Source organism: Akkermansia biwaensis (genome assembly GCF_026072915.1).
Taxonomy (GTDB): domain Bacteria; phylum Verrucomicrobiota; class Verrucomicrobiia; order Verrucomicrobiales; family Akkermansiaceae; genus Akkermansia; species Akkermansia biwaensis.
On record NZ_AP025943.1, the window covers coordinates 2,114,969 to 2,138,960 of the forward strand.

Below are 23,992 nucleotides of genomic sequence, written 5' to 3' on the forward strand. Positions count from 1 at the left end.
TGGGAAAGGGAGGGATAGGCTCATTCTTCCTTGAGCCTGTTGACCAGGTGTGCCGGAATGGTTCTGGCGCGGCCGGCCGGAAGGGATAACACAGGATTGCCCTGATCGTCAATCCCTGTAAATATTCCCTGGACGGTTTCGTCATCCGTGAAGACGGTCACGGGCCGGGGTTCCGCCCAGGCTAGGGCCAGGGAATCCCGCAGGGCGGAGATGCCTCCGCGTGAAAATGCGGTGAAAACCCGGTCCAGATGGGAGGCCAGAGCGGCCATGACGCCGTGAACGGAAGGACAGTCCGGCAGCAAGTCCGAGAGACGTGCGGGCGGGTCCTGCACCATGCCGGCGATTCCGGCCACGTCATTGAAGACGTTGACGCCGATGCCGATGACCGCCATATGGTCCGAAGGACGTTCCACCAGGATGCCCGCCAGCTTGGAGCGGCCCACCAGCAAATCGTTCGGCCAGCGCAGGCGGGTGTTCCGTATGCCCATGTCCCGCAGCATGTCCAGCAGCGCAACCCCTGCGACGAGGGGCAGATGCCCCCAGCAGATTTCCGAGGAAGCTTCATGCGGCGTGTCCAGGGGAACGGTGAAGGAGGCCCACAGGCCGCCTTTCTCCCCTATCCATTGGCGGTTGAATCTGCCCCGGCCTCCGGTCTGCACCCGGCAGACGGCGATATGCCGCGGGGGGAGCGTGCGGGCCAGGTCGTTGGTGGAAAAAGCCTCGGCCCATTCATGATAGGTCCAGTCGCCGCATGGTCCTTCCTCCTCTGCAGGAGTGGGGCATGGGGGTGTGGAGTTCATGGGATGGGCCGAGGCCTGGGATGATGTTTATTCAGGTTATCTCGCCAGTGTGGCGATGTAGTAGCCCGCGATGACGGCGGTGCCGATGACGCCCGCAACGTTCGGTCCCATGGCGTGCATGAGAAGGTAGTTGGAGGGATCGTATTTCTGGCCCACGTTGTGGGAGACGCGCGCCGCCATGGGAACGGCGGAGACGCCCGCGGAACCGATCAGGGGGTTGACCGGGTTCTTGCGCCAGATGAGGTTCATCAGCTTGGCGGCGATGACGCCGCCGGCAGTCGCTACACCGAAGGCTACGATGCCCAGAAGGATGATTAGCAGCGTTTCCGGCTGCAGGAAGCGGTCCCCCTGCATCGTCAGGCCCACGGAGGTGCCCAGGAAGATGGTGACGATGTTGATGATTTCATTCTGGGAGGCCTGCACCAGGCGTTCCGTAACCTTGCATTCGCGCATGAAGTTGCCCAGCATCAGCATGCCGATGAGCGGAGCGGCGTCCGGAATCAGCAGGATGGTGACGATGGTGACCAGCACGGCGAAGAAGAGTTTTTCTCCCTTGCTGACCTGCCGCAGGGATTTCATGCGGATGACGCGTTCCTTCTTGGTGGTCAGCAGCGCCATGATGGGCGGCTGTATCAGCGGAACCAGAGCCATGTACGTGTACGCGGCCACGGCCACGGCGCCGAGGAGGTGCGGGGCCAGCTTCATGGTCAGGAAGATGGAGGTGGGGCCGTCCGCACCGCCAATGATGCCGATGGAAGCGGCTTCTTCCGGAGAGAAGCGCATAAACAGGGCCATGAAGAAGGTGGCCGCCACGCCGACCTGGGCCGCAGCACCCAGAAGAAGGGTGCGCGGAGCGGCCAGCAGCGGGCCGAAGTCCGTCAGGGCGCCCACGCCCAGGAAGATGATGGGCGGGAAGATTTCCGCCTTGATGCCCAGGCCGATCCAGTCATACAGGCCGCCGTGGATGGAGGTGATCATGAATTCCCGGGTTTGCTGGCCTACGGCCACGTATTTGCCCGCGGCGGAAACCACCAGGGGTTCCAGCCTGTCGGTTTTCAGGTCCACCGGAATCCGGCTGCCGCTGGTGTCAAAGTAGTCCATCCCCTGCTGGCGGACGACGATGGTGCCGGCTTCCCGCGTGAGCAGGAAAACGGGATCATTGCCGTTGTCCTCGCTGACATTGGAGAAGTCCTTCAGGTTGGGATCAACTACCAGGCTGTCGTCACCCAGCGCCGCGGCATCCGCCTTGGCCCTTTCCTGGGATTCACGCACGGTTTTGATCTGGGAGACGGTCAGCTGCTTGCCGGGATAAACCTGCATGGGCTGGTGCATGCGTTCCAGATACTGGGCGCGCGCTTCAGGCGTGGTGAGGTTGTCCGGCACCTTGACGGGCGCCTCCTGGAGCGGAGCTACATGAACGCGCAGGTACCCCACGTTGTTCAGGGACGTGGCCGTGACCTGTCCCTTTTCATTGGAGGAGATGACCTGCTGGTTCATCTGGGAGATGAGCATTCCGTTGTCCGGAATGTTGGCGATGAGGGCGCCGAAGGCAATCGGAACCATCAGAAGCGGTTCGTATTGCTTGGCCACACCCAGATACAGGAGCAGAACGGCAATCCCCCACATTCCTACCATTTGCCATGATAGGGAGAAGATGCCCATCCCCTGTAAAAAGGTGATTAATGAATCTAAAAGACCCATATGGAATATTCGTTATAACAGGTTGTAGTCTGAATCAGGTTCCGGAACCGCTGGCGGTTCCGGACGATTGCGGCCGGAGTTAACCGATTTTGGCCAGGGGCTGCCCTTCCTGCACCGTGTCGCCTGCGTTCACGCAGAAGGAGGTAATCGTGCCGGCGGAGGGAGCGTAGATGATGGTGTTCATCTTCATGGCTTCCAGGGTCATGATTTGGTCGCCGGCCTTGACGGCGGTACCGGGGGCTACATCCAGGGAGACGACCTTGCCGGCAAGCGGGCTGGGGATGTCTCCGGCGCCGGCGGCGGCAGGAGCGGGTGCGGGAGCCGGAGCAGGGGCCGCAACGGGAGCGGAAGCTGCGGGGGCGGAAGCTGCTGCGGGAACGGGAGCCGCCGTCGTGGAGGAGACCTGGTCCAGGAGTTCTACGGATACGTCAAATACCTTGCCGTCAACGGTGATGCGAAGTTTCTTCATAATAATGTATTGGTATGGAATGTTAAGTTAGATGCTGTCCGCCTGCAGGCGGGACTGTGGTGTAAGGTGAATAATGGATGGATCAGCGGGAGGGCCGGATGCGGTGGGAGGCGAAGATTTCCGCCCTGCCCGCGGCCGCATAGCCGGAACCCGGGGATTGCTTGATTTCCACGATGCGGTGGCTCATGCCGTCCAGGCCCGCATCCACGGCTGCGGAGATGACGGCCACCATTTCCGGCGTGAGCTCCGTCATGGCGGAGTCCACGGCTGCGGAGAGGAGGGCGAGCATTTCCGGAGTCATGCCCTGCTTGCCTGCGGCCGCGGTAGCGGCTGCAGGCACGGAGGCGGGGATAGCGGCCTTGGCTTTGGCCCTGTTCTGAATGGCGGCGGCTATGGAACCGCTGACAGTCAGAATGATGGCCAGGCCACCCAGGCACAGCATGACTACCATGATGCCTACAATCTGGTAGTTCAGATTGTTCATGACGTTGGCCATGCCCTGTGCGAAGGCGAGTGTTGTAAGTAGCATATGAATCCGTGAAGATGGATGTTAAAGCGGCATGTTGCCGTGCTTCTTGGCCGGGCGCACTTCCTTCTTGTTCAGCAGGGTGCGCAGGGCGAAGGCAATCTTGGCGCGGGTTTCTTCCGGGTTGATGACTTCCGTGATCTGGCCCATGCCGGCGGCTACGTAGGGATTGTAGAAGGCTTCGCGGTATTCTTCCAGAAGCTCTCCCTGGCGCTTGGCCTTTTCCGCAGGGTCTTCCACGGCCTTGAGCTCGCGGCCGTAAAGCACCGGAACGGCGCCTTCCGCACCCATCACGGCGATTTCCGCGCCGGGCCATGCGAAGACGGCGTCAGCGCCGAGGTCCTTGCAGCACATGGCGATGTACGCGCCGCCGTAGGCCTTGCGCATGATCAGGGTAACCTTGGGCACTGTAGACTGGGAATAGGCGAAGATGAGCTTGGCGCCGTGGCGGATGATGCCGCCGCGTTCCTGGTTTTTGCCGGGCAGGAAGCCGGGCACGTCCACCAGGTTGACCAGGGGGGTGTTGAACGCGTTGCAGAAACGGATGAAGCGGGCGGCCTTGTCGGAGGAGTCGATGTCCAGGCAGCCGGCTTTCACGTTGGGCTGGTTGGCGATGATGCCTACCACCACACCGCAGATGCGGCCGAAGCCGACGACAATGTTTTTGGCGAAGTCCTTCTGCACTTCCAGGAAGTCTCCGTTATCCACCAGGCGGCTGATGATGGGCTGCACGTCCAGGGGCGTGCGGTTGTCGCCGGGGATCAGGTCGTTCATGCCGCCGTCCATGCTCAGGTCCAGCGGGGTGTCCAACTTGTGGGGAGGTTCTTCCGTGTTGTTGGCGGGCAGGAAGGACAGGAGGCGCTTCAGGATGTCCAGCGCGTGGGCGTCGCTGTCCGCGACGAAGTGGACGTTCCCGGAAACGGAAGCGTGGATGGCCGCGGAGCCGATGTCATCCATCGTGCACTTTTCATACGTCACCTGTTCGATCACCTTGGGTCCGGTGATGTACATGCCGGCGTTGCCGGAGTTGCGCATGATAATGAAGTCCGTCAGGGCCGGGGAGTAGGCCGCGCCGCCCGCGCAGGGGCCCAGGATCATGGATATCTGCGGAACCACGCCGGAGGCCAGCACGTTGTTGTAGAATACCTGCGCGTAGCCGGACAGGGCCGCCACGCCTTCCTGCAGGCGCGCGCCGCCGGAGTCGTTCACCGTCACCATCGGGATGCCGGCTTTCAGGGAGTATTTCTGCGCGTCTGCGATTTTCATGGCGTGCATGTAGCCGAGGGAACCGCCCTGGGCAAGGAAGTCGGAAGCGGCGCAGGCGACGGGGCGTCCGTTCACCAGGCCGAAGCCGGAGACGACGCCGTCGCCGGGGATTTCCTTCTTTTCCATGCCGAAGTTGTGGCAGTTGTGGCGCACGTGCATGCCTATTTCAGAGAAGGTGCCTTCTTCAAAAAGGTACCCCATGCGGTCGCGGGCGGTCATTTCGCCCTTTTCATGCCTCTTGTCGATCTTTTCCTGGCCGCCGCTGAGGATTACCTTCTTGCGGCGGCTGTTGAGATCGTCAATCAATTTGGGATCAATAGCCATTTGTATAGTGTTATGTGGTATATTCAGGAAATATGTTTAGTGTCCGCATCCGCAGCCGCCGGGATGCTGGCAGAATTCGGTGAGCACGCCGAAGGTGCACTTGGGATGCAGGAAGGTGACCTGGGTATTGTGGGCGCCGGGCACGGGCGGATCATTCAGCACGATGAGGCCGGCATCCTTTGCCTGGGAGATGTTCCCGGCGATGTCGTTGGTCTTGAAAGCGATGTGGTGGATGCCTTCGCCCTTTTTCTCGATGGCCTTGGCAATGGCGCTTTCCGGAGAGGTGGGTTCAAGCAGTTCAATGTGGACTCCGGCAACGTCGAACATGGCGACGCGCACCTTTTGTGTGGGAACTTCCTCGATGTGGGGTTCTCCGAGGCCAAGTGCGTCACGATAATAGGGAACGGTAGCGTCAAGACTCTTGACGGCGATGCCGATATGGTCAATTTGCTGAATCATATGCGTATGGTGTTTATGAATGCAGGCATCAGCCTGCAATGCATCACGAGCCATTAAAGCGGATTTTTTTTAGAAGTGAAGCGAAAAGCGGAAAAATGGCGAAATCGCATCCGGGCTGTTTCACCTGCTTGATTGCTTCCGCCGATCAGGTAGGATAGGGGCATGTTCAAGAGGGGATTAGCCGTATTGCTGTTTCTGGCGGCGTGGTTTTCCGCCGCCGCAGCCTATGAGCTCCAGCCGTCGCACGTGGCTGTGGTTTACAATGGGAAGTCAACCCTGAGCCGCCGCATGGCCGTGGAGTACGCGCGGGTGCGCGGCGTGCCGGAACGGAACCTCATTGCCTTGGATTGTCCGCGCGCGAACGAGATATCCAGAAAGGAGTTTGACGACCTGATCCGACTTCCGCTGCTGAAGGCCGCGCGGGAGCAGAAGTGGTGGGTGCCTTCCGGCATTTTCTCTTCCCCCATGATGGACCGGAAGATTTTCGTGCTTCTCCTGATGTCCGACCTGCCGATGAAGATACGGCACGAACAGCCCGTGCCGCCGCCCGGAAAGGATATCAACCAGATGAAGACGGACCGTGCCTCCGTGGATTCCGAACTGGCCCTGCTGGCGTTTGACGGCTATGAAAGGCAATCCTGGCTGGCAAATCCCTATTTCAATAAAAGGGAGGATTTTGTGGGCTCCGGGCTGCCTACGTTCCTGGTGTGCCGCATGGACGGCCTGACGGCTGCCACCTGCATGCGTCTGGTGACGGAACCTGCGGCCGTGGAAAAGAAGGGGCTGTGGGGGTGGGCCGTGGTGGACCGGGGCGGTCCCCATGCGGAGGGGGACAAATGGATGGATGCCGTGTTCAGGTGCGTCCGGGAGGCCGGGATTCCCGTGTATCTGGACGACTGGCCCCAGACGCTGCCCGCCAAATTTCCGCTGAGCCGGGACGTGGCCCTGTATTGCGGATGGTACGCGCCGGATGCGAATGGTCCGTTTGCCGATCCTTCCTTCCGCTTCCGGCCAGGGGCGGTAGCCATGCATCTTCATTCGTTCAGCGCGTCCGAGTTCAGGACGCCGGGCAGGGGATGGAGCTCCGCCCTGCTGGAGAAAGGGGCCGACGTGACGGTGGGGAATGTATATGAGCCTTTCCTGGGCGCGAGCCACCGCTTTGACGTGTTTGTGGACCGCCTGCTGGACGGTTATACCGTGGCGGAAGCTTCCTGGATGAGCATGTCCGTGGTTTCCTGGCAGGGTGTGGTATTTGGGGACCCTCTGTACCGTCCCTACGCCCGTATGAAAAGCATGGATGTGCAGCCTTCGGAAGAGGACCGCTATTTCCAGGGATGGTGGGCTTCCCGGCTCCAGTTCGGGGACCGCTGGCGGGAACGGGCGGAGCGCCTGCTGGAATCCGCGCGGAAGGCCCCGTCCTCCTTTCTTTATGAAGCGCTGGCCCTGGAATACCTGTACAGGAAGGAATATGTTCAGGCCGGGAACATGGTTTCCACCGCGCTAAGTTCCGCCCCCGATGCCCGGGACCATTCCCGCCTTCTGCTGGAGTCTCTGCTGGTGGACCGTGCCCGGGGAGGGAACAAGGCCTGCCTGCTCCAGATGGACAGCGTCCAGGCCCGGATGCCTTCCGCGGACTTTCTGCCCGCGCTTGAGGAATGGCGCAGGAGGGTGACTCCCCCGCCGCCCGCCCCCGTTAAAAAATAAAATTGCGCCCGCATGTCAAATTTGGATTGCCTTTTAGGGGATTATGGACCATATTCTGCGTCCCGTAAGTTTTCCTTTTACTGATATTCACCAGCAACAGATAACACAAGATGAACATTATCAACAAAATCGAGCAAGAGCAACTCAAGGCGGATGTGACCCCATTTAACGTAGGTGATACCATCAAGGTTCACACTCGTGTTATTGAAGGCGGCAAGGAACGTATCCAGATTTTCCAGGGCATCGTGATCGCCAAGCGCGGTTCCGGCATCAATGAGGCGTTTACCGTCCGTAAAATTTCCTATGGCGAAGGCGTGGAACGCGTGTTCCCCCTGCACACCCCCCGCATTGCCAAGATTGAAGTGGTGAACCGCGGCAAGGTCCGCCGTGCCAAGCTTCACTATCTGCGCGGCCGCATCGGCAAGGACGCCATGATCGTCAAGTCTGCCACCCGGTAATTGGAAGGACTGTTATATTTTGCTGGCCCGGTTCGTCGTGAGACGGACCGGGCTTTTTGCGTTTTTGTCGTTTGTTCCGTTGTGGTTCCTGGGGGGAATAGGGGGAATAGGGGGAATAGGGGGAATAGGGGGAATAGGGGGAATAGGGGGAATAGGGGGAATAGGGGGAATAGGGGGAATAGGGGGAATAGGGGGAATAGGGGGAATAGGGGGAATAGGGGGAATAGGGGATGCCGCGTGGTATTCTTCAAGGGAGAGAGATATATGAAGGGAAGGGAGGGGGGGCCCTCTGTACCCGGCACGGGCTATGGATGATTTATTCAGTTGCAGGGCGGCTGCATCCGGCGGCTGCGGGCGTCCAGATAATAGATCATCAGGTTGGAAGCCAGCAGGCTTAGCATGAATACGATGCCGTTATAAAACAGAACAGGCCCCAGCATGGCGCTGAAGAGGGACTGTATGTCTTGAACGACCGGTTCCATGGGGAAGGAATCCGCTTCTTCCTGCCACCCTCCGAATGTCTCCATGAACGTGATGAATGGGTGGATCAAGGTATAAAGGAGTGTCAGGAACGTGACGGGTACGCTGAGGGCCCAGGCTGTCCAGATGAGCACTTTTCCGGAAGTTTGGCTTGTCGGGGACAGAATGCTGTTGATGTTTAGCAGGGCTTTCACGGGCATCCACAGGTTGCCGACGGGAAGAATGAAGCAAAGAACGCATTTGGCAGGGCTGGGCTGCATGAGGTTTCCTGCGGTGCGCCGGGCATCCCATGCCAGGCGGTAGATGAGCAGGAGCCAGCAGGCGAAGCAGGCCAGGGAAACCGGGAACATGATGACTCCGATTTCCGAGCCGGGATATGTGATTTCCATGCCGGAGGGAAGCTTATGAAGCGTTACCAGTTCGGACACTGTTTGTCCGATCATTTTCCGGACGGTTTCCTGGATCCAGGGGAGCTGAACAAAGATGATGAAACACGTTCCAGCGATCAGGAACAGGGAAAGCGTTCCCAGCAGGAAAGGCAGCCATCTTCCCGCCCGGAAAAGAAGTGGATGAGGTCCGGGGGAGGAAGAGTTCATGGAGGTTATTCTACTTCTTCCGGGGCCGGAGCGGTTTCCGGTTCAGCTTTTTCTTCCGGTCCGAATACTTCTACTTCCGTCAGGGCCAGCGGCCGGGCGGGGCTGGTGGATTCAATGCGCAGTGCGCGCGCCTTGACCGCAGAGTTCAGCTTCCATGTGCTGATGTTGGTGGATTTTTCCGAAGGCGTGGTGGTGAAGGTTTTTTCCGCAAGCACGTTTTTTTCGTTGTCGTACAGCATCACCTTGAATTCCTCCATGGTTCCCAGCAGGGTCAGGTTGGCGGGCGTGTAAATGACGATTTTTTCCACGGGACGGTTGGTTTCCGCCCCGAAGTCGATGCCGAACCAGGCATTTTTTCCTTCCACGACGCCGGTGGCACTGATGGAAACGTCGGAAAGCTCGGAACTGGTGTTTCCGTCAACGGCTTTTTCGGGGCCGTAGGCCGCCAGCATGTTGCGGGTGGAACTTTGGCGGACTTTCACGCCGGGCTGCACGCTCCAGTTGATTTCACCGGGTTCGGCGGGGACGTGGGGAGCTGATTTTTCAGGGGCAGCCGGCTGGGGCGCCGGAATTGGAGGTTGCGGAACGGAGGCTGCCGGGGCGGGAACGGCAGGGACTGCGGGCGCATGGTGGCGCGCTTCCTTGGCCGCCTTGTTGGCTTTCCGCACGACGTCGGCTTTCGCCTCGTTTGCCTTTTGCACCTGTTCGTTGTAGTCGCTGCGCATTTTCGCCACATCCTTTTTGTACAGGATGCAGGTGTACGTCAGCACGATGCCCACGATCAGGGCCGGAATGAGGTAATAATAAACATTTGACTGCCCTTTCCGCGGCCCGTTCAGGACCATCGCGGGCTGTACGGACGGCGTTGCCGGGGCTACGGAGATTCCTCCCGCGGGGCGGGCAATGGCCTTGTCCAGGTCAGTGATGAATTCCCCCATGTCCCGGTAGCGTTCCCTGGGGGACGGATTGATGGCGCGGGAGACTACGGCATCCACTTCATCACTGCACCGGATCAGGGAGGAAGGCATGGCGAATTGCGCCTCCAGGGGAGTGGTGCGGGTGAGCAGGATGTAAAGCGTCAGTCCCAGGGCGTAGATATCCATGCCCGGCGTGAATGCGGGTTCCGCTCCGGTGACCCATTCCGGGGAGGCGAAGTCCCCCATGTCCACAGGAGGCTGGGCGGGGTAAATGTTGATGGGAAGCAGCAGTGCGTCTCCGCCGTCGGGACGTATGGTGATTTGCTTGGGCGTGATGCCTCCATGAAAGATTCCCTTCCGGTGCAGAGTCAGCAGGCCTTCCGCCAGGTTGCGGACGATGGTGAGCGCCGCCTGGGGCTTGATTTGCGGAATTTTTTCCATATCCGCCAGGCGCGGATATGGTGAATGGGCGGAGATAATGAAGGTGAAGGGGCCGGCCTGTCCCACTTCGTAAACGCGGAGAAGACCCTGGTGGGACTGCTCCACGATGGCGCGGGAACGGATGACGAATTCGGGCGTCCAGCCGAAGACGTCCGCTTCCTCAGTAGGAACCAGCCGCAGGATAACGGGGGCGAAGTTGGATTTGAGCGTGGCGGAAAAGATTTGCTGGGGGCCTTTTGTTCCAATAAGCTGGATGTTTTCCAACTGGGGAAAGAGATGGGAAATCTGGTCCAGGGAAAGGGAGTCGTCGGCAGGCATGGAAGAGGGGAATTGTATTGGCAAATATACTACCTTAAAAATACACGGGGAGGCAACTCCATAAGCAGGCATTTATGGCCCTTACGGTCTTTTCAGGATGACGGGCCGGGCTGGGTTGGTCTGCCAGACGGGAACGGCGGCGTTGGCTTCCGTTTCTTCCAGCACTTTTTTCCCTTTGACGTTGACCAGGTGCTCCCGCAGGATTCTCCGCAATTCCACCGCGGCGGCGGGATCGTCCTGAACGCTGTGTCCGGATGGGACGATTTTTTCGCTGACGCTCCAATCCAGGTGGGAGGAGCTGTATTTGACGATGCCGTCGGATGAATAGGGCGTGTTGTTTTTCCCCCTGTCCCCGATGATGGAATGGACCGGGACGGACGGGGCGCAGCGCAGCTCGGACATGTGTTTGACCAGTGAGGAGTGCGGGGAAAGCTGGCGGATGCTGGTGAGTTCGTCCTTCAGTTGCAGGGGATTGAGCAGAAACATGCCCCTGCTGAGGGTGGCGATGCGGGTGGCTTCCTCAAGTACGTCCGAGGGGAGGTCGATCAAGCGCTGCCCCAGGCGTCCTATCCAGTTGTCCGCAAAGGTGGAGCCGCGGTGGGGAGTGGCCATGTACACGATGCGGGTGACTCCCCTGGCCGGGTTGAAAATGAAGTTGTTATGGAGCTGTTCCAGCGTGTGGTCGTCGCAATGCAGCGGAGTGAGCGCTTCCTTCCAGTTGGACGCAGTCATGCTTTCAAAGGTTTCCGGGGGGAGCTCAAACAATCCTTTCATGAGGATCCACGGCTTGGTGGATGTGTTGAAGCGGGTGATGAGGCCGCCCATGGAATGCCCCACCATGACGATGTTGTTCATTTCCCTGGAAACTCCGCCGGGGTTGTATTCCTGCATGAGCTCCGCCAGGGCCGCCCGCTGCCGGCCGGCCGGGATGGTCCAGGCCAGTCCGGAAGGATAGCCGAAGAACCAGAACTGGTAGTTTTCCCGGATGACGGGGTCCACCAGAAGCCGGTTGGTCAGGTTGGCGAAGGTGGCGGGGCCGGACATCAGACCGTGGGTGAAGAGGACGGGAATTTTTTTCGGGTCGTAGGGCTCGGAGAAATAAAGCCCCATGGTGCTGATGGCTTTTTTGGGACGGAAGGCTCCCAGCAGTTCCGTGCCGTCCGCGTCAGAGAGTTTCCAGAAAAGGGCGATCGGGACGGAGAAGTTGGCTGCCAGGGGTTGGCGCACCTTGTGGCGGCCGATGAAGATGTGTTCGTTCATCAGGCGCGGGAGGGTGCGGAGGGTGGGTTTCCCGTCCACCATGCGGTCAAAGTCCAGAATGGCCGTCAGCGTGTGTACGTTGCCGTTGTCCCTGAGCATGTTCGCGTGGGGGCGGGAGATACCTTCCGGAGCCAGCCCCGCCAGAGGGATTCCCATTCCTTCCACGGTGACGGTTTCCCGCAGGCGGTAGGTGGAGTCCACCTCGTCGGACATGAAGATGGCCTCGTAATGCCAGGGGTTGCTGTCCCTGGCGTAGGGAGATTTTTCAATAACGAAGGGGAGACTTTGGAGCATGGCTTCGTCCATGCCGCCGTTGCGGTTGGCCTGCTTGAGATGGGAAGCCAGTTTGCGGATGCAGGCATTGTATTTTTTTCTGGCTTCCGGCCATTCCCGGCTGCGCTTAGGCGATGAAAGAACGAGCCATGCCTCCCGGGCCTCCTGAATAGCCAGAGCATCGTCCTGATAATGGGTGTAGGGGGCTTTCTGCAGCTGGCTGTGCACGGAACAGCCGGAGAGTCCCAGCATGAGGCCGAGAAGAATGACGAGAGGGGCCGTATTCATGGCGGGATGGAGAGAAGGGGAGAAGGGGAGAAGGGGAGAAGAAGGGATCAGGAAAGCATTTCCAGCGCCCTGTTCATGGAGCGGAGGAAAGTTTTCACTTCCTCTTCCGTGTTGTACAGGGCGAATGAGGCGCGGGTGGTTCCCGTGGTTCCCAATGCGCACATGAGGGGCTGGCAGCAGTGGTGCCCGGTGCGGACGGCAATTCCCATCTGGTCCAGAAGGGTTCCCAGGTCGTAGTGATGGATGCCCTCCGCCAGTACGGAAACGACGGCGCTGTGCGGCACATCCGGGGCCAGCACGGTCAGCCGCGGCATGGCCTTGAGCCCTTCCACGGCCATGTCCGTGAGCTTTTGTTCATGCGCGGCGATGTTGTGCAGCCCCAGTCCGGAGACATAGTCCATGGCGGCGGCCATGGCGACGGCCCCTTCAATGTTGGGGGTACCTGCCTCGTATTTGAAAGGAATGTCGTTGTAAACGGTTTTTTCAAAGGTGACTTCCTTGATCATTTCCCCTCCGCCCATCCACGGCGGGAGCTGTTCCAGCAGTTCCCTTTTTCCCCACAGGGCGCCGATACCCGTGGGGGCGTACAGCTTGTGGCCGGAGAAGGCGTAAAAGTCGCAGCCCAGTTCCTGAACGTCGACTTTCATGTGGGAGACGGCCTGCGCACCGTCCACCAGGACGATGGTGTCCGGCCTGTTTTGTCTGGCCAGCGCCGTGATTTCCCGAACGGGGTTGACTGTTCCCAGCGTGTTGGAGACATGCCCGATGGCCACAATGCGGGTACGGGGGGAAAGCAGGTTTTGATAGGCTTCCATGTCCAGCGTCTGGCCCGGCGTCAGGGGAATGACGCGGAGGACCGCGCCCGTGCGTTCGCAGAGCATCTGCCACGGGACGATGTTGGAATGGTGTTCCGCCGCGGACAAGATGATTTCCTCCCCGGGCCTGATCATTCCGGATTTGGCAATCGTGTCCGCCGCCAGGTTGATGCCCATGGTACAGCCGGAGGTGAACAGGAGTTCCGCCGTTTCCGGAGCGTTGATGAATCCGGCGGCTGTTTCCCGCGCCTGTTCGTGCGCTTCCGTGGCCAGCTGGCTCAGGTAATGGGAGCCGCGGTGGACGTTGGCGTTCTGCGTTTCATAATAGCGCCGGGAGGCGTCCAGGACGGCCAGCGGCTTTTGAGTGGTGGCCGCGTTATCCAGGTAAATAAGCGGTTTGCCGTGCACCTGGGTTTTCAGAATCGGAAACTGGGCGCGGATGGTTGCTGTATCAAGCATGGTTATTGTACAAGTGAAGGTTCTTTGCGCAGTTCGTCCCAGCCGCCTTCCAGAATGAAGACGGGCGCCCGGATGCCGTATTCCGGCTTTTTAAGTTCGTTGGCTACGGCCGTGCTGGAATTGCAGTCCCTGCTGCAGAAGATGACGATGCAGTACCCCTTGTCCTCCGCCGTCATCAGGGCCTCCATGGCACCGGCAAGCAGTTCCTGGTAATTGTCGTCAGCCGGACGCACGGGATAGACGGGGGCCTGCGTGATGGTGTGGCGTTCGAAGTCGTCCTGATTTCTGGCGTCTATCCAGACGATTTTTCCCGGCCAGTCCTTCAGGACCTGGGAAAGACAGACATGCCCTTCCTCCAGCAATTCCGGGTTGCAGGGAGGTGTGCGCAGCGGCTGGATGACGCGCAGATCCAGCACGGCTATCCCTACGGCCAGCAGCAGTATGACCAGCAGGAGTTTCAGGGCTGTGGAAAGGGCGTCTCTCATGGCGGGGTATGAAGGGGATTCAGTCTTCCTTGATGGTCAGGAATCCCATTTGCCGTTTGTAACGCGGAACGGTGGAATCCGTCCGGACCCAGATGGTGTTGAAAGCCGGCTTGTCCGTGGATTTTGGGGTGACGATGATTTTGTATTCCTTCCCTTTTTGAACGGTGACAGGCTCGTAGTCAAAAGCGTCCCCCGTCAGGTCCACCGTTGTCAGGTTGACGGGCAGTTCCTTGGAGATGGTGATGTGGATGGTCTTGGGGGTAGCGGGAGCCCCCTTCGTCCATTCCAGCTTGCGGGGCTCCATGCGGATAATGTCCGGAATCTGTGCCCGGATGACCAGCTTGTAGGCGGAGCCGTTGGCGTGTACGGTCATGTCTTTGTCCACCGTACCGGAAAAATTGCCGGTTTTCATCACGGCTGTCACGGTTCCGGATTCCCCTGGAGCGTAGGTCAGCTTGTTGTCCCTGACTCCGGCGGTGGTGCAGTCGCAGGAGACGCTGATTTTGCTGATGGTGACGGGAACGCCGGAAGTGTTGGTGAAGGGGAACGCCGCCGTGATGCTGTCCTGGGCCGGGGCCACCTTGACGGGGACGACCGTTTCCTTGAAGGACAGTTCATCCTTGCCGGAAGCGGCGCTTCCGCACAACAACAGGCCTGACAGGATGAAAGTCCGCACGGTCATGATCGTTTCAGGATGGAGTTTCCTCTTTGCTGCGGGAAGAGAAGATGCTGGCGATGAAGAAGATGATCGCCGCCACGAAGATGCAGGAATCCGCCACGTTGAAGGCTGGCCAGCGGTAGTTGATTACGGGAAGGGTGACGTCGATGAAGTCCACCACATAGCCGTTCAGCAGCTTGGTGAAAAAGCCGTGCGGCTGTTCGTAGGGAAGCAGGAAGCCCTGCACGAGGCGGTCCGTCAGATTGCCGGCCACGCCCGCCAGCAGGAGCACGTAGGCAAGCTTGAGCCATACCGTATGGAAAAAGTTTTTCCGGTATAATACGATGAGGGCGATGATCGCCAGCACGGGGATGCCCAAAAAGACGTAGCTGGACCAGGCCGTTCCGTTCCCCAGGCCGAAGGCCACTCCCGTATTGTGCACCCTGGTGATGTTCACCATCCCGTCAAGGAAGGTGATGGGTTCCAGATCCCGGAGGCGGTTCAGCGCGTTCACTGAATTCTGGTTCAGGTCGGTGTATCGTGCCATGTCCTCAGCAGGTATGGGACCGTTGGTGAAGAAATCGATGATGCCGCCGGCATGAATGTGCTGAAACCCCGGAAAGCCGGGTATATGAGCATACTTGTGGGTATGCTCGTCCACATAGTTCAGCGGAAAGCGGTGGATGATCCACAGCTTGCTGACCTGGTCCAAAATGTACAGCCCCACGCCCAGCAGGCTCCACCAGAGCCAGCCGAGGCTTTTCTTTGTGCGGGGGGCGGAATCCGTTTCCGTCTGGTTGTCCATGAGTCAGGGAAGAATTGTTTACGGTTCAGGAAAGTACTTCCGAGCAGCGTTCGCAGACGTCTGCACCTTCTTCTTCAGGTTCGTACCGGCGGCATCTCGGGCACATGGCGTGTTCCGTCCTGAGGGCAGTAGCGGCCAGTTCCGGCCCGGTCTGGACACTCAAGTCCGCAATGATGAAGAATTCCGTGCAGAAGGCACGGTCTTCCAGCAGGGCCACCACGTCCTCGCTTTCATTGGAGGGGACGGTAAGCCGGATGTCCGCTTCATTATTTTTGGAGAAGGTTTTGGCCTTTACCTGCTCTTCGATCGCCACCTGGATGACGGATTTGATTTCCAGCAAGCGGGAGACGACGGAGGAGGCTTCCTGCGTATCGTATTCCGGCATGGGGGCGGGAAAGTCCTGCTCATGCACACTGCCTTCGTAACCGGCGTATTCCCAGGCTTCGTCCGCCGTAAAGGCCAGGATGGGGGCCAGCAGGCGGCACAGGGCCTTGAAGATGATGGTCATGGCCGTCAGCGTGGCGCGGCGGCGCACGGAAGTGACGGAGTCGCAGTAAAGGCGGTCCTTCGTGGTGTCCACATACAGCGCGGACAGGTCGCTCGTGCAGAATTGGTTGATGACGCTGAACGCCTTGCGGAAGTCATAGGCTTCATACGCCTTGAGCGTTTCACGGATGACGGCGTTGAGGCGTTCCAGAATCCAGCGGTCCAGGATGGGCATGTGTTCCGGGGAGACGGCCTGCGTGGCAAAGTCGAACCTGTTGATGTTGCCCAGCAGGATGCGCAGGGTGTTGCGCAGGCGGCGGTAGGGTTCCGTGACCTGCTTGAAGAGGTCTTCCCCGAAGGGGACTTCATTCTGCCAGTCCACGGAAGCAGCCCACAGGCGCACGATGTCCGCGCCGTATTTGTCGTAATAATAGGCGGCGTCGATGGGTTTGCCGCTTTTCGCGTCGGATTTGGAAGTCTTTTTCCCGGTATCCTTGTCCACCACGAATCCGTGGGTCATCACGGCCTTGTACGGGGCTGTGCCGCGCCAGGCGACGGAAAGCATCAGGGAACTTTGGAACCAGCCGCGGTGCTGGTCCGTAGCTTCCAGGTACAGGTCCGCCGGGGCGTCCAGGCCGGGGCGGGAATCCATGACGGCCATGTGGGAGCTGCCGGAATCAATCCAGACATCCAGCGTATCCTTGCCCTTTTTCCAGGTTTTGGGAAGGCCCAGGCGCTCGCACAGGGCTTCGTCGGAAAGTTCAAACCAGATGTTGGAGCCGTGGGCTTCCACCATGTCCGCGATTTTGCGCACTAGCGCGGCGTCCAGAACGGCCTTGCCGTCCTCGTCAAAAAAGACGGGGAGCGGGACGCCCCAGGTGCGCTGGCGGGAGATGCACCAGTCCGGCCGGGCTTCCACCGTGCCGTAAATGCGGTTGCGGCCCCAGGCGGGCAGCCACTGCACCTTGTCAATCTGTTCCAGCGCTTGCGGGCGCAATTTGTCCATGGAGATGAAGAATTGTTCCACCGCGCGGAAGATGATGGGGGTCTTGGAACGCCAGCAGTGCGGGTACTGGTGGCGGTATTCCTCCACGCCGAAGAGGTTGTTGTCCTTTTCCAGCATGGCGATGATGTCCTTGTTGGCGTCAAATACGTGTTTCCCTGTCAGGGCGGGAACACCCACTTCTTCCGTATATTTGCCGTCGTCGTCCACCGGGGAAAGGACGGGCAGCTCGTACTGGCGGCCTACGTTGTAGTCGTCCGCACCGTGGCCGGGAGCGATGTGGACGGCGCCGGTGCCGGTATCCGTCGTGACGAAGTCCGCCAGAATGATTCTGGATGTGCGGGAAAGGAAGGGATGTTGCGCTTCGCAGTTTTCCAGTTCCGCTCCCTGGAATTCACGGATGGTTTCCGCCAGGGCCCAGCCTGTCTTCTGCGCGAACGCGTCCAGAAGCTCTTTCACGATGACGAGGGTTTCCGTCTGGCCGTCCTTCATGAATTTTCCGGCCACATACGTGAAGCGCGGATGAAGGGCGATGCCGACGTTGGCGGGCAGCGTCCAGGGCGTGGTGGTCCAGATGACCATGGAGGCTTTCAGCCCCAGGGGATTGTCCAGCAGGGGAAAGCGGACGAACACGGAAGAGCTGACCTTTTCCTTGTAGTCGATTTCCGCTTCCGCCAGCGCGGTGTAGGCCCCGTAGGACCACTGGACGGGTTTGCGGCTCTGGTACACGGCTCCGTCTTCCACCAGTTTGGCGAAGACGCGCAGAATGTTGGCTTCATAGGCCGGGTCCATCGTCAGGTAGGGGTGCTCCCAGTCGCCGAAAACGCCCAGGCGGCGGAAGGAAGTCCGTTGAATGTCGATGAAGCCCCTGGCAAATTCCACGCAGCGGCGGCGGATTTCCGCCGCGTCCAGGTCGCGGGCCTTTTGAACCACCTTGAATTCGATGGGGAGGCCGTGGCAGTCCCAGCCGGGAACGTACGGCGCGGCGTAACCGGCCATGGTTTTGGACTTGAGGATCAGGTCCTTCAGAATCTTGTTCAGGGCCGTTCCCATGTGCACGTCGCCATTGGCGAAGGGGGGGCCGTCGTGAAGGAGGAAACGGGGTGCGCCCTGTTCTATCCTGCGGGACAAAATTCGTTCGTACAGCCCGGTGTCTTCCCACTTTTTCAGGCGTACGGGTTCGTTTTTCGTCAAGTCTCCCCTCATCGGGAAGCCGGTCTCCGGCAACAGGATGGTGTCTTTATAATTCTTTTCGGGCGCACTCATGCCCGGAAAAAGTATCACCCGGTCCGTTTCCGGTCAACCCTCCGCTGTGGCACGGTCCGGGCCTATGCCGTTCATTCCTCCCGCTTTCCGGATGAATCCGCCGCTGCGGCATTCTCCGTTCCGCGGCGCTGTGCGGCGACAGGAAGGATTTCCCGTTCGAAAAGCCATTTTTCGGCGTCTTCCGGCCATTGGTCGGTCGGATTGCCGCGCTTCTCCATGCCGTAGCCGTGACCTCCCCTGGAGTAAAGGCGCAGGGTTACGGGAACGCCTTTGTCCCGGCAGGCTTTTTCCATGAGCTTGCTGTTGGCGGAGGCTACGCCGTCGTCCTGGGCGTGAACGAGGAAGACGGGCGGCGTGTTTGGTGTCACCTGCCGTTCGGCGGAGCACAATTCTTCCAAAGACGGGTCGGGCTTTGAGCCGATGATTTTGTTGCGCGTGCCTGGATGAGTATCTTTTGGGACCATCGTAATAACGGGATAAATCAGCATGGCAAAATCCGGACGGGCCGAGACGGATCTGAGGGGATTGTCCGCTTCTTCCGGAAGTGACTTGGTCCACAATGTAGCGGCCATGGCGGCCAGATGGCCTCCTGCGGAAAAGCCCATGACGCCGATTTTTCCGGGATCGACGCCGAGTTCCCCGGCATGCTTGCGCGTCAGGCGCAGGGCCTGCCGGGCATCCAGCAGGGGACCGGGAAATTTGCCTATGGCATTGTTTTTCTGGGAAACGCGGTATTTGACGACGACACCCACCATGCCATGCTCCGCCGCCCACCGGGCGATATGCACGCCTTCTTTGTCAATGGCCATGAGGGCGTAGCCTCCGCCCGGAAAGATGCACAGGGCCGGTCGTTTGTCCCGGGAACGCCACCCGGCGGGAAAATAAAACTGCATTTGCGCTTTTCCCACGTCCGTGACCCTGGTGGAATCAATGTATTTTTCCTGCATGTCCGCCTCCTTGAGCTCCAGAGGAATCCAGTTGGAGACAAAGGAGGATTTCCCGGATTCCGCGGGCAGTTTTTTGAGAGTGGCGGAAAAGGAATCCGCACCGAATGAGGCGGGAACAAAAATCAGCGAGACGGCACAAAAAAGGGATGGAATGTTCATGGTTTGCTGGCAATAGAAATAATGAGTCCGGCGAGACCCTGAACGACTTCCGCAAACTGGGGATAGTCCAGTTTCTCGGCTGTGTCGCTGGTTTCATGGTAGTCGTCACAGCGAAGGAAGGCCGTATCCGTAACGGCGAAGGAGGGAATGTCCTCCTTCATGTAGCCCCAGTCGTCGGACCAGGAAACGCCCTTCATGTAATAGGGAAAGGCGACGGAACGGACCGGGAACCGGCTCAGGGCGGCAAACTCGTCGGCACAGGAACGGGCGAAGTTTTTCCCCGTATTGGTGGACAGGAAAGCCACGTAGTCGCAACGGTCCGGCAGTCCCGCTAGTCCGGCGACCACGGCCGACTTGCGTTTCTTGTTCACCCGCGGAGAATAGCAGCCCAGCGTCTCCAGGGCGATCATGCCGATGACCTTGTCCTTTCCCGGCCGGGCGGCGATGGATTTGGCGTGCACGACGCTACCCATGGCGGGGGTTTGGTAAAAGGGCGGTTCTTCGTTGGCGTACGCTGCCAGACAGACGTCGTGAAGAGTGGGGGGCCCTGCCAGAATCCGGGCCACCTCCAGCAGGGCGGCTACCCCGGAAGCGTTGTCATTGGCTCCGGGAGTACCTGTGCGGGAAGGTCTTGCGGGGCCGTGGTCGTGCCAGTTGTCCATGCCCACCTTGGTATCGTAATGCGCACCGATGATGAGCGTCTTCGCGCGGGGAGAAGTGCCTTTTTTCGTGGCGAGAATGTTGTACACGGTCCTGTCCCGTACGGCTCCGTATTCACCGGAGCGGGGAATATGAACGGCCTGGCGCGTGACGGCATAACCCATTCCGGCCAGGGCCTGTTCAATGTATTGGGCGGAGCGTTCCATGGTTCCTGCCTTGTAGGCGTTGCGTTCCCCGATGGTGTCCGCCAGTTGGAACACATGCGTTCTCAAACGCTCTTCCGTTTGTTCCGTGTTCGGAATATTGCCGGAGCCGCAGGGCTGGAACAGCCGGGTGCAACAGGGGAGGGACAGGAGGAGGGCCATGACGGCCAGGACCGGAAGAAGGCACAGAGAGAGAAGAAGGGGCCGGTTCATAAGGGCGGAAGCGATTGAAACCATGCTAGCCCTGCGGGCGTCTGCTGTCAATGAACATGTTCCGCCGTCCGGAGGCTGGAGGTTATTTCCTGAACCTGTTCCCGGTACTGGCGTAAATGACGGCGAATGTAATAGCGGCGACAAAAAGAAACACGGCGATGGAAAGAAGTACGGGACTTTCCAGAATGGTACTGATGATGCTGAGCAGCATGCAGAAAGCCAGGAAAAACATCAACTTGCCGGCGAAGCGGCACAGGGCGCGTTCATCGTACCGTTCTTTTTTCTCTCGGCTCATCAGATTATAACCAGCAATCAGAAAGGAGCATTTCTCCATGGAAAGAATGATTCCGAGGAAGATGAAAACTCCCATGAGCAAAATGGGTACCAGAAGGGGGGAAAGCTGGGCGGTCATATAAATGAAAAGAATGCTGATGGAAATCCGTCGCGATAGGGATATTACTGCGGAAAGTAAAGCGGTAGATTAATTTTGAAGGGAAAATGTTCGGAAAAAATGTAGAAAATGGATGATTGTTTTGATGATTCTTCGTCAAATCTACAGCCAGTTTCTGACATAATAATTCTTAGGCCCCATCAATCAGTAGGCTTTAACCCATTCGAATTTCAAAAACAATAAGTTAAAAATGTGATGATTCATAATATTCTTCCCGGCAACAGGATTCAAAGGAATCAAAAACTCTTGAACAAGTTTCCGGAGTCATATTTACGGTATTTAGCCAGGTTGTGTTGACGTCTGCCTTCTTCTCAACGAGGCATCCCCACAAATAACAGTGATTTGCCTTTTTTCTTTAGTGGAGGAAACGGGTTCATCTTTAAGACAGGGGTGCTGAAAGGCGTGTGTTTGATATCAGGCAGAATATTTGTAGGGATATTCACAGTATCTATCATTTCTCCGAAGGCAGTTTTAGGTCTGCCTCCAGGGAAGTGCCCTGAATCTTCTGGCCACAGGCGTTACTTGATCAAGAATCGGATTTTTCCCGGTTTTCTGTCTCAATTATTCGGAGCAGCTGTTTATTTCCTCAACATTTTTACTGTCTTGAATGTCATTTCGGAGAATTGCTTTCACCTTTTCCAGAGCATCTTTTTCTTTTTGTGTTCCTTCTCTTGGTGTTCTGTGCAAGTAACATATCCCTAAAATGAACTAAGCTTTCGGGAACCTTTGTTGTGCCGTTTTCCGATACTACATGAAGGCTTGCCTCGCGTTTTTCTCTACACCTTTTTCCAAAGCTATTCTCGGACTTCCCTGATGGTCTGCTTGGACAGGCTATTATTGTTTGCGGATACGATTAATAACCATGTAATCACCCTGTTGTGAATGAACTACCGTAGCATAAAAATAATAACCATTTGTTTCCCAATTGCTATAGAATGCATATTGTGCTTTTGAAATTTTTGTTTTATTTTTATACATACTATTTTCGATGTATTTTACAGTATCTTTTAAGGGGGGATCTCCAGCATGCTTTATTATCGAAGGCATGTTGACTGAAACAGGCGAAAACAAAGTCCAAGTATAGGCCTCATACTTTACGTCGCGTTCTTTTCCTCCGCCATCAGTTGCAGAGAGAATTATCGTAGTGTCAGGGAAAGAAATCCCAGTATGTTTGTTTAGTTCATGGATATCCCATGAATCTTGTTCAGAGTCACATGCTGCTATTAAAATAATATAGAAAGCAGATAAGAGTTTGTATAAAATTTTTATGCCTTTTTTCATCGTCCTGATTGTTCTGATTCCCATCCGTTAGTTATTTGAGAAACTTGTCCTTTTTTCCATTTTACAGTTTTTTCACTGAACCACGCATGTCAAACTCACGTGCAAGACCTTGTCTATGAAATTCTCCCATAAATTCATCAGTCACAACATGACCCAAAATAGTTACTTGTTTGCCTCCATCCCAATTATAGCGGTCATAAAATTTATATTCAAATTCTAGAGTATATTCATCTTTACAGACTACCACTGTTCCTTTTCCCCATGCTTTATAGCCTCCAACAGCATAGAACCAATTTAAATTTTCTTTTTTTAAATTGTATCCGGTAGATACACTTCCTGATGTAACATTATATTTTCCATCAGAAAGAGTTTCAATAAATATTTGAGCAGCATGGAGCTCTTTTTCGTAGAGGCTTTTTGCAGGATATTGAGGGCTTCAACACGGTTATATGGGACTTGTGTTCCTTGTAAATAGATGCCGGCCAAGGCACGAGCCGCACAATCGTTTCCTGTTTTCTCCAGAGATTGGAGGTTTTCTACAATTTTATTTACAGGAATATTTGAGTTGTCGAGGAGGCTATAGACATTACTTTCTTTTTCGGCGGGGTTGAAAAAATCATTTTTCCAATCGTAGAAATCGTCGAGAACCAGTCTGAAAGGTTGTGAATTTTCTTCTTCACGAATTTGTATATCACCTAATGTATTGAGTTCTGCAGTCCCTATTGAGCATATGAAGAAATAGAAAAGATATAATATATATTTAATCATATTTTGATGAAGTTTAAATTTTGTATATATTATATTATAATCTGATATTCAAAGTAATAACGTTGGTGTTGAATCAAATATTTAGAAACTCTATCACGCCTGTTTTTTTGTTGCCTGTTGGGCCATGGAGATCACGACCGGCATTTTGGATTCGTGAATTTCACTGTCATGCATCTATAATTCTTGCAAAGGATTTAGCTTTAACAGGACTAGAATCTTGTTTCAATCTTTTTTCTGCTACTTCACGTGTTTTTTTACTAATATGCATACATCTAATCTAGAATTATTAGATATTTGGTTCCCAAAGGAAGTGTCCTAGATCATTTTTCCATAGGCGTCATAGGAGAATTCTCGAATTCCTGAGGTATCACAAACCAGGGAAGATAGGCGGTGGTGGTGCCCGCCGGATCGATGGCTTTGACGGAGTACCATCCGGTTGCTCTCATAGAGAACGCACATCATCAAACGCCTCGTTAGCTCAGTTGGTAGAATAGTTGAGTTGACTCTTAATCAATTTGTCCACGGTTCCAGCCTGTGACGGAGTACCAAATTTTTAAAGAGATGCCCGGCCAATCTGGCAGGACATCTCTTTTTTATTTGAGTAAAATAATTAGTTAATTCTTTGCTTAATTCGTTATTTCAACTGGCTTTAAGATTTATTTTTTAAGTTTTTCTTATCTGACAATATTTTGTCAATTTTATTTACTTTAAATGGAATTCCTTGGTATATTAACATGTCCGCTCCTTCTTTATCATCAGAGTGTCCATACCAATACAATTGGCATTTACCAATATATAAAACAGCACTAGGTGCTAGAGTAAGCTCTGTTCTAAAACTATCAATTTTTCCTTTCTTCATATACATTGTGGCCTGTTTTTTTAATGCATTGATAATTAGATTTTTTTCTACTGGTGTAAAATGAAAGGTATCTTCTTTCTTTCCGGAGAAAAAGAACCCAGATATTCTCTGGTCTTTTTCATGGAGTGCATCGTATAATGCTTCGTTAAGTTGGATAATATCCTCAAGGTTATTTTCTGAATAACCCACGTGAC

At 56.5% G+C, this 23,992-nt stretch carries 23 protein-coding genes; 2 read left to right on the top strand and 21 right to left on the bottom strand.

The window, feature by feature from the left end; all coding sequences use genetic code 11:
- Positions 1 to 20: 20 nt before the first annotated feature.
- The 6 genes from OQH67_RS08730 to mce form a co-directional block, all read right to left on the bottom strand.
- Positions 21 to 800, bottom strand: a complete 780-nt coding sequence (locus OQH67_RS08730) for a biotin--[acetyl-CoA-carboxylase] ligase (RefSeq protein WP_215436902.1) — start codon at positions 798 to 800, stop codon at positions 21 to 23.
- A 36-nt stretch (positions 801 to 836) separates the two neighbouring features.
- Positions 837 to 2,501 carry a sodium ion-translocating decarboxylase subunit beta gene (locus tag OQH67_RS08735; RefSeq protein WP_215436904.1) on the bottom strand — a complete coding sequence of 555 codons (1,665 nt, stop codon included), beginning with the start codon at positions 2,499 to 2,501 and terminating at the stop codon, positions 837 to 839.
- A 79-nt stretch (positions 2,502 to 2,580) separates the two neighbouring features.
- Complete coding sequence (locus OQH67_RS08740; RefSeq protein ID WP_215436907.1) at positions 2,581 to 2,970, bottom strand: acyl-CoA carboxylase biotin carboxyl carrier protein subunit; 390 nt, start codon at positions 2,968 to 2,970, stop codon at positions 2,581 to 2,583.
- An 82-nt stretch (positions 2,971 to 3,052) separates the two neighbouring features.
- Entirely contained in the window at positions 3,053 to 3,499 is a 447-nt protein-coding gene (locus OQH67_RS08745; protein ID WP_215436910.1) for an OadG family transporter subunit, read from the bottom strand.
- 21 nt (positions 3,500 to 3,520) lie between these two features.
- Entirely contained in the window at positions 3,521 to 5,086 is a 1,566-nt protein-coding gene (locus OQH67_RS08750) for an acyl-CoA carboxylase subunit beta (protein ID WP_067568984.1), read from the bottom strand.
- Positions 5,087 to 5,122: 36 nt separating this feature from the next.
- Positions 5,123 to 5,545, bottom strand: coding sequence for a methylmalonyl-CoA epimerase (gene mce, locus OQH67_RS08755; RefSeq protein ID WP_067568982.1), 423 nt, complete (start codon positions 5,543 to 5,545; stop codon positions 5,123 to 5,125).
- Positions 5,546 to 5,707: 162 nt separating this feature from the next.
- On the opposite strand from mce, the gene OQH67_RS08760 reads away from it, so the two are divergent.
- Both OQH67_RS08760 and rplS read left to right on the top strand, forming a co-directional pair.
- Entirely contained in the window at positions 5,708 to 7,249 is a 1,542-nt protein-coding gene (locus OQH67_RS08760; protein ID WP_215436913.1) for a TIGR03790 family protein, read from the top strand.
- Positions 7,250 to 7,359: 110 nt separating this feature from the next.
- Entirely contained in the window at positions 7,360 to 7,707 is a 348-nt protein-coding gene (rplS, locus tag OQH67_RS08765; protein ID WP_067568978.1) for a 50S ribosomal protein L19, read from the top strand.
- Positions 7,708 to 8,027: 320 nt separating this feature from the next.
- Here the strand turns inward: rplS and OQH67_RS08770 are convergent, their stop codons facing one another.
- The 15 genes from OQH67_RS08770 to OQH67_RS08840 all read right to left on the bottom strand — a co-directional run bounded on the left by OQH67_RS08770 (position 8,028) and on the right by OQH67_RS08840 (position 23,987).
- A complete protein-coding gene (locus OQH67_RS08770; RefSeq protein WP_215436916.1) occupies positions 8,028 to 8,783 on the bottom strand; it encodes a DUF4328 domain-containing protein in 756 nt (251 codons plus the stop codon).
- A 5-nt stretch (positions 8,784 to 8,788) separates the two neighbouring features.
- A complete protein-coding gene (locus tag OQH67_RS08775; RefSeq protein WP_215436919.1) occupies positions 8,789 to 10,459 on the bottom strand; it encodes a discoidin domain-containing protein in 1,671 nt (556 codons plus the stop codon).
- An 81-nt stretch (positions 10,460 to 10,540) separates the two neighbouring features.
- Positions 10,541 to 12,280 carry an esterase/lipase family protein gene (locus OQH67_RS08780; RefSeq protein ID WP_215436922.1) on the bottom strand — a complete coding sequence of 580 codons (1,740 nt, stop codon included), beginning with the start codon at positions 12,278 to 12,280 and terminating at the stop codon, positions 10,541 to 10,543.
- Between the two features lie 47 nt (positions 12,281 to 12,327).
- The gene (locus tag OQH67_RS08785) at positions 12,328 to 13,554 is read right to left on the bottom strand and encodes an aminotransferase class V-fold PLP-dependent enzyme (protein WP_215436925.1); all 1,227 of its coding nucleotides are present in this window, start codon (positions 13,552 to 13,554) and stop codon (positions 12,328 to 12,330) included.
- Between the two features lie 2 nt (positions 13,555 to 13,556).
- A complete protein-coding gene (locus tag OQH67_RS08790; protein ID WP_215436927.1) occupies positions 13,557 to 14,039 on the bottom strand; it encodes a rhodanese-like domain-containing protein in 483 nt (160 codons plus the stop codon).
- Between the two features lie 19 nt (positions 14,040 to 14,058).
- Entirely contained in the window at positions 14,059 to 14,721 is a 663-nt protein-coding gene (locus OQH67_RS08795) for a DUF1573 domain-containing protein (protein ID WP_215436928.1), read from the bottom strand.
- A gap of 7 nt (positions 14,722 to 14,728) precedes the next feature.
- Positions 14,729 to 15,502 (bottom strand): signal peptidase II, encoded by a 774-nt coding sequence (locus OQH67_RS08800; RefSeq protein WP_215436931.1) that lies wholly within the window; start codon positions 15,500 to 15,502, stop codon positions 14,729 to 14,731.
- 25 nt (positions 15,503 to 15,527) lie between these two features.
- Positions 15,528 to 18,257, bottom strand: coding sequence for an isoleucine--tRNA ligase (ileS, locus tag OQH67_RS08805; RefSeq protein ID WP_215436933.1), 2,730 nt, complete (start codon positions 18,255 to 18,257; stop codon positions 15,528 to 15,530).
- Between the two features lie 71 nt (positions 18,258 to 18,328).
- Positions 18,329 to 19,363, bottom strand: a complete 1,035-nt coding sequence (locus OQH67_RS08810) for an alpha/beta hydrolase (RefSeq protein WP_215436936.1) — start codon at positions 19,361 to 19,363, stop codon at positions 18,329 to 18,331.
- Positions 19,360 to 20,439 carry a M28 family peptidase gene (locus OQH67_RS08815; protein WP_215436938.1) on the bottom strand — a complete coding sequence of 360 codons (1,080 nt, stop codon included), beginning with the start codon at positions 20,437 to 20,439 and terminating at the stop codon, positions 19,360 to 19,362. Before OQH67_RS08815 ends, OQH67_RS08810 begins: the two co-directional genes overlap by 4 nt.
- 82 nt (positions 20,440 to 20,521) lie before the next feature.
- A complete protein-coding gene (locus OQH67_RS08820; protein ID WP_215436941.1) occupies positions 20,522 to 20,851 on the bottom strand; it encodes a DUF3784 domain-containing protein in 330 nt (109 codons plus the stop codon).
- Between the two features lie 873 nt (positions 20,852 to 21,724).
- Positions 21,725 to 22,171 carry a hypothetical protein gene (locus OQH67_RS08825; RefSeq protein WP_215436943.1) on the bottom strand — a complete coding sequence of 149 codons (447 nt, stop codon included), beginning with the start codon at positions 22,169 to 22,171 and terminating at the stop codon, positions 21,725 to 21,727.
- A gap of 61 nt (positions 22,172 to 22,232) precedes the next feature.
- Entirely contained in the window at positions 22,233 to 22,418 is a 186-nt protein-coding gene (locus OQH67_RS08830; RefSeq protein ID WP_215459018.1) for a hypothetical protein, read from the bottom strand.
- Between the two features lie 62 nt (positions 22,419 to 22,480).
- Positions 22,481 to 22,939 carry a hypothetical protein gene (locus OQH67_RS08835; protein ID WP_215436946.1) on the bottom strand — a complete coding sequence of 153 codons (459 nt, stop codon included), beginning with the start codon at positions 22,937 to 22,939 and terminating at the stop codon, positions 22,481 to 22,483.
- Between the two features lie 649 nt (positions 22,940 to 23,588).
- Positions 23,589 to 23,987, bottom strand: coding sequence for a hypothetical protein (locus OQH67_RS08840; RefSeq protein ID WP_215436949.1), 399 nt, complete (start codon positions 23,985 to 23,987; stop codon positions 23,589 to 23,591).
- Between the last annotated feature and the right edge of the window lie 5 nt (positions 23,988 to 23,992).